This window comes from Janibacter sp. LM, from assembly GCF_039631275.1.
In the GTDB taxonomy this organism is placed as follows: Bacteria; Actinomycetota; Actinomycetes; order Actinomycetales; family Dermatophilaceae; genus Janibacter; species Janibacter terrae.
The window spans coordinates 1-5,362 of record NZ_JBDIVG010000053.1; the positions used below are offsets into that span (position 1 = coordinate 1).

The window sequence follows — 5,362 nt, forward strand, 5'->3', positions numbered from 1 at the left end:
CAATGTTTGTCCGGCTGCGTCCTACTCTCCCACACCGTCACCAGTGCAGTACCATCGGCGCTGAAGGGCTTAGCTTCCGGGTTCGGAATGGGACCGGGCGTTTCCCCCTCGCTATGACAGCCGAAACTCTATGGAAATACGTGGACAGTGTCCCGACCGTATCTCGGGAACTGCACAGTGGACGCGAGTCAATCTTTTGTTACGCAACAGATGTTGTGTGTGTATCAAGTTATCGGCTTATTAGTACCAGTCAGCTCCATGCATTGCTGCACTTCCACATCTGGCCTATCAACCCAGTAGTCTACTGGGAGCCTCTCGGAGCAAGCTCCATGGAAACCTCATCTTGAGACATGCTTCCCGCTTAGATGCTTTCAGCGGTTATCACTCCCGAACGTAGCTAATGAGCGGTGCCCTTGGCAGAACAACTCACACACCAGAGGTTCGTCCAACCCGGTCCTCTCGTACTAGGGTCAGCCTCTCTCAAGTTTCCTACGCGCACAGCGGATAGGGACCGAACTGTCTCACGACGTTCTAAACCCAGCTCGCGTGCCGCTTTAATGGGCGAACAGCCCAACCCTTGGGAGATACTCCACCCCCAGGATGCGACGAGCCGACATCGAGGTGCCAAACCATCCCGTCGATATGGACTCTTGGGGAAGATCAGCCTGTTATCCCCGGGGTACCTTTTATCCGTTGAGCGACGGCGCTTCCACAAGCCACCGTCGGGTCACTAGTTCCGACTTTCGTCCCTGCTCGACATGTCTGTCTCGCAGTCAAGCTCCCTTGTACACTTGCACTCGCCACCTGATTGCCAACCAGGCTGAGGGAACCTTTGAGCGCCTCCGTTACATTTTAGGAGGCAACCGCCCCAGTTAAACTACCCACCAGGCAATGTCCCTGATCCGGATCACGGACCGAGGTTAGATAACCAGAACGACCAGAGTGGTATTTCAACGATGACTCCACACACACTGGCGTGCATGCTTCACAGTCTCCCACCTATCCTACACAAGCCGTCCCGATCACCAATACCAAGCTATAGTGAAGGTCCCGGGGTCTTTCCGTCCTGCTGCGCGTAACGAGCATCTTTACTCGTAATGCAATTTCGCCGAGTTCGCGGTTGAGACAGTGGAGAAGTCGTTACGCCATTCGTGCAGGTCGGAACTTACCCGACAAGGAATTTCGCTACCTTAGGATGGTTATAGTTACCACCGCCGTTTACTGGGGCTTAAATTCTCAGCTTCGCCCACAAGGGGCTAACCGGTCCTCTTAACCTTCCAGCACCGGGCAGGCGTCAGTCCGTATACATCGTCTTGCGACTTCGCACGGACCTGTGTTTTTAGTAAACAGTCGCTTCTCCCTGGTCTCTGCGGCCCATCTTCCTAGCCCGCAAGGGGCTTCAGAATCCGGGCCCCCCTTCTCCCGAAGTTACGGGGGCATTTTGCCGAATTCCTTAACCACGATTCACTCGATCGCCTTAGTATTCTCTACTTATCCACCTGAGTCGGTTTGGGGTACGGGCGGCTAGAACCTCGCTAGAGGATTTTCTCGGCAGCATAGGATCACCCTGCTTCCCGCCAGAGGCGGTCACTATCAGGTCTCAGGATATGTGCCAGGCGGATTTGCCTACCTGACTCCCTACACCCTTGGACGTGGACAACCATCGCCACGCGGAGGCTACCTTCCTGCGTCTCCCCATTGCTTGACTACTACCAGATAGGGTCACACGTTCCACCCACCAACGACACCCCGAAGGGCATCTACGGTGAGCTTCAGGCGTTTAGCATCACTGGATTCATCATGGGCGGTTCTTCGCCGGTTCCGGAATATCAACCGGATGTCCATCGACTACGCCTGTCGGCCTCGCCTTAGGTCCCGACTTACCCAGGGCAGATTAGCTTGACCCTGGAACCCTTGGATATTCGGCGGACGGGTTTCTCACCCGTCTTTCGCTACTCATGCCTGCATTCTCACTCGTGTGGCATCCACGGCTGGATCACTCCGCCGCTTCGCTCGCCACACGACGCTCCCCTACCCATCAACACGCCTGGACACCAAAGGTGCCGAGCAGTGTGTCAATGCCACAGCTTCGGTGGTGTGCTTGAGCCCCGCTACATTGTCGGCGCGGAATCACTTGACCAGTGAGCTATTACGCACTCTTTAAAGGGTGGCTGCTTCTAAGCCAACCTCCTGGTTGTCACGGCAACTCCACATCCTTTTCCACTTAGCACACGCTTAGGGACCTTAGCTGGTGATCTGGGCTGTTTCCCTCTCGACTACGGAGCTTATCCCCCGCAGTCTCACTGCCACGCTCTCACTTACCGGCATTCGGAGTTTGGCTAACGTCAGTAACCTGGTGAGGCCCATTAGCTATCCAGTAGCTCTACCTCCGGTAAGAAACACGTGACGCTGCACCTAAATGCATTTCGGGGAGAACCAGCTATCACGGAGTTTGATTGGCCTTTCACCCCTACCCACAGCTCATCCCCTCAGTTTTCAACCTAAGTGGGTTCGGTCCTCCACGACGTCTTACCGTCGCTTCAACCTGGCCATGGGTAGATCACTCCGCTTCGGGTCTAGACCCAGCGACTAAAACGCCCTGTTCGGACTCGCTTTCGCTACGGCTTCCCCACACGGGTTAACCTCGCCACTGAGCACTAACTCGCAGGCTCATTCTTCAAAAGGCACGCCGTCACCCCACAAGGAGGCTCCGACGGATTGTAAGCGCACGGTTTCAGGATCTATTTCACTCCCCTCCCGGGGTACTTTTCACCTTTCCCTCACGGTACTTGTCCGCTATCGGTCACCAGGGAATATTTAGGCTTAGCGGGTGGTCCCGCCAGATTCACACGGGATTTCTCGGGCCCCGTGCTACTTGGGAAATCTCTCCATGGAGTCCACGACATTTCGTCTACGGGGGTCGCACCCTCTGTGCCGGGCCATTCAAGACCCTTCGACTATGACATGGATTTCTTACTCCACCCCGAAGTGTCAGCTCCGAGCAAAAGCTCCCACAACCCCGGACATGCAACGCCTGACAGCTATCACACATGACCGGTTTGGCCTCATCCGCTTTCGCTCGCCACTACTCACGGAATCACTATTGTTTTCTCTTCCTGCGGGTACTGAGATGTTTCACTTCCCCGCGTTCCCTCTACCCGGCCTATATATTCAGCCGGGAGTGACTGGACTTGCCTCCAGCCGGGTTTCCCCATTCGGAAATCCTCGGATCAAAGTCTGGTTATCGACTCCCCGAGGCTTATCGCAGATTCCTACGTCCTTCTTCGGTTCCTGGTACCAAGGCATCCACCGTGCGCCCTTAAAAACTTGAGCCACAAAGATGCTCGCGTCCACTGTGTAGTTCTCAACATACGGGCGGCACCCCACCAAACCGTGACGCCAACACCACGCAAACGCGATGCGGTACGCCACCAGGCGAGGCCCACAACCAACCCCCCTCAGAAGGAGAGCCGGCCCGAAGCTTCACTCGCGTGAACCCTCAGGACCCAACAACGTGCCAGACACCCGCCACCCAGCACCAGCTTTCCACCACACCCCCCAAAGGAGCGCAGGTACTCACCAGCACGAGCCACGAGCGTCAAATAATCGATGTTCCACCCAGAGCACTCGGTGCCGGACATACGCCGACAAACCAAGCTCTACATGAACCCAGCCCATCACAGATGGACCAGGCCAGTGCTCCTTAGAAAGGAGGTGATCCAGCCGCACCTTCCGGTACGGCTACCTTGTTACGACTTAGTCCCAATCGCCAGTCCCACCTTCGACGGCTCCCCCCACAAGGGTTGGGCCACCGGCTTCGGGTGTTACCGACTTTCGTGACTTGACGGGCGGTGTGTACAAGGCCCGGGAACGTATTCACCGCAGCGTTGCTGATCTGCGATTACTAGCGACTCCGACTTCATGGGGTCGAGTTGCAGACCCCAATCCGAACTGAGACCGGTTTTTTGGGATTCGCTCCACCTTGCGGTATCGCAGCCCTTTGTACCGGCCATTGTAGCATGCGTGAAGCCCAAGACATAAGGGGCATGATGATTTGACGTCATCCCCACCTTCCTCCGAGTTGACCCCGGCAGTCTTCCATGAGTCCCCACCATTACGTGCTGGCAACATAGAACGAGGGTTGCGCTCGTTGCGGGACTTAACCCAACATCTCACGACACGAGCTGACGACAACCATGCACCACCTGTATACCGACCCAAAGGGGGCAACCATCTCTGGAAGTTTCCGGTATATGTCAAGCCTTGGTAAGGTTCTTCGCGTTGCATCGAATTAATCCGCATGCTCCGCCGCTTGTGCGGGCCCCCGTCAATTCCTTTGAGTTTTAGCCTTGCGGCCGTACTCCCCAGGCGGGGCGCTTAATGCGTTAGCTGCGGCACGGAACTCGTGGAATGAGTCCCACACCTAGCGCCCAACGTTTACGGCATGGACTACCAGGGTATCTAATCCTGTTCGCTCCCCATGCTTTCGCTTCTCAGCGTCAGTAGTGGCCCAGAGACCTGCCTTCGCCATCGGTGTTCCTCCTGATATCTGCGCATTTCACCGCTACACCAGGAATTCCAGTCTCCCCTACCACACTCTAGTCTGCCCGTACCCACTGCAAGTCCGGGGTTGAGCCCCGGATTTTCACAGCAGACGCGACAAACCGCCTACAAGCTCTTTACGCCCAATAATTCCGGACAACGCTCGCACCCTACGTATTACCGCGGCTGCTGGCACGTAGTTAGCCGGTGCTTCTTCTGCAGGTACCGTCACTTTCGCTTCTTCCCTGCTGAAAGAGGTTTACAACCCGAAGGCCGTCATCCCTCACGCGGCGTCGCTGCATCAGGCTTTCGCCCATTGTGCAATATTCCCCACTGCTGCCTCCCGTAGGAGTCTGGGCCGTGTCTCAGTCCCAGTGTGGCCGGTCGCCCTCTCAGGCCGGCTACCCGTCGTCGCCTTGGTGAGCCATTACCTCACCAACAAGCTGATAGGCCGCGAGCCCATCCCAAACCGAAAAACTTTCCAGACGGTACCCATGCAGGTCCGTCACATATCCAGTATTAGACGCCGTTTCCAGCGCTTATTCCAGAGTCTGGGGCAGGTTGCTCACGTGTTACTCACCCGTTCGCCACTGATCCACTCGAAGCAAGCTCCAAGCTTCACCGTTCGACTTGCATGTGTTAAGCACGCCGCCAGCGTTCGTCCTGAGCCAGGATCAAACTCTCCGTTGATGATCAACACCCCCCGAACCCAAAAGGCTCAAAGGGAGCAATCCATAACCCAACAAAGGGCTGAACCATGACTGAGCAAGAACAACCAGCGCAATCGCTGTTTGAATCTCTTGTCAACCAAAGGAAAAAA

General features: G+C 56.1%; 3 rRNA genes. All 3 read right to left on the bottom strand.

Annotated features, from left to right (window positions below):
- Positions 1-8: 8 nt before the first annotated feature.
- Positions 9-125: ribosomal RNA gene (gene rrf, locus ABC138_RS17180) — 5S ribosomal RNA — on the bottom strand.
- 95 nt (positions 126-220) lie between these two features.
- A 23S ribosomal RNA gene (locus ABC138_RS17185) occupies positions 221-3,333 on the bottom strand.
- A 374-nt stretch (positions 3,334-3,707) separates the two neighbouring features.
- Positions 3,708-5,232, bottom strand: a 16S ribosomal RNA gene (locus ABC138_RS17190).
- The 16S, 23S and 5S rRNA genes sit together here, the layout of an rRNA operon.
- Positions 5,233-5,362 lie beyond the last annotated feature (130 nt).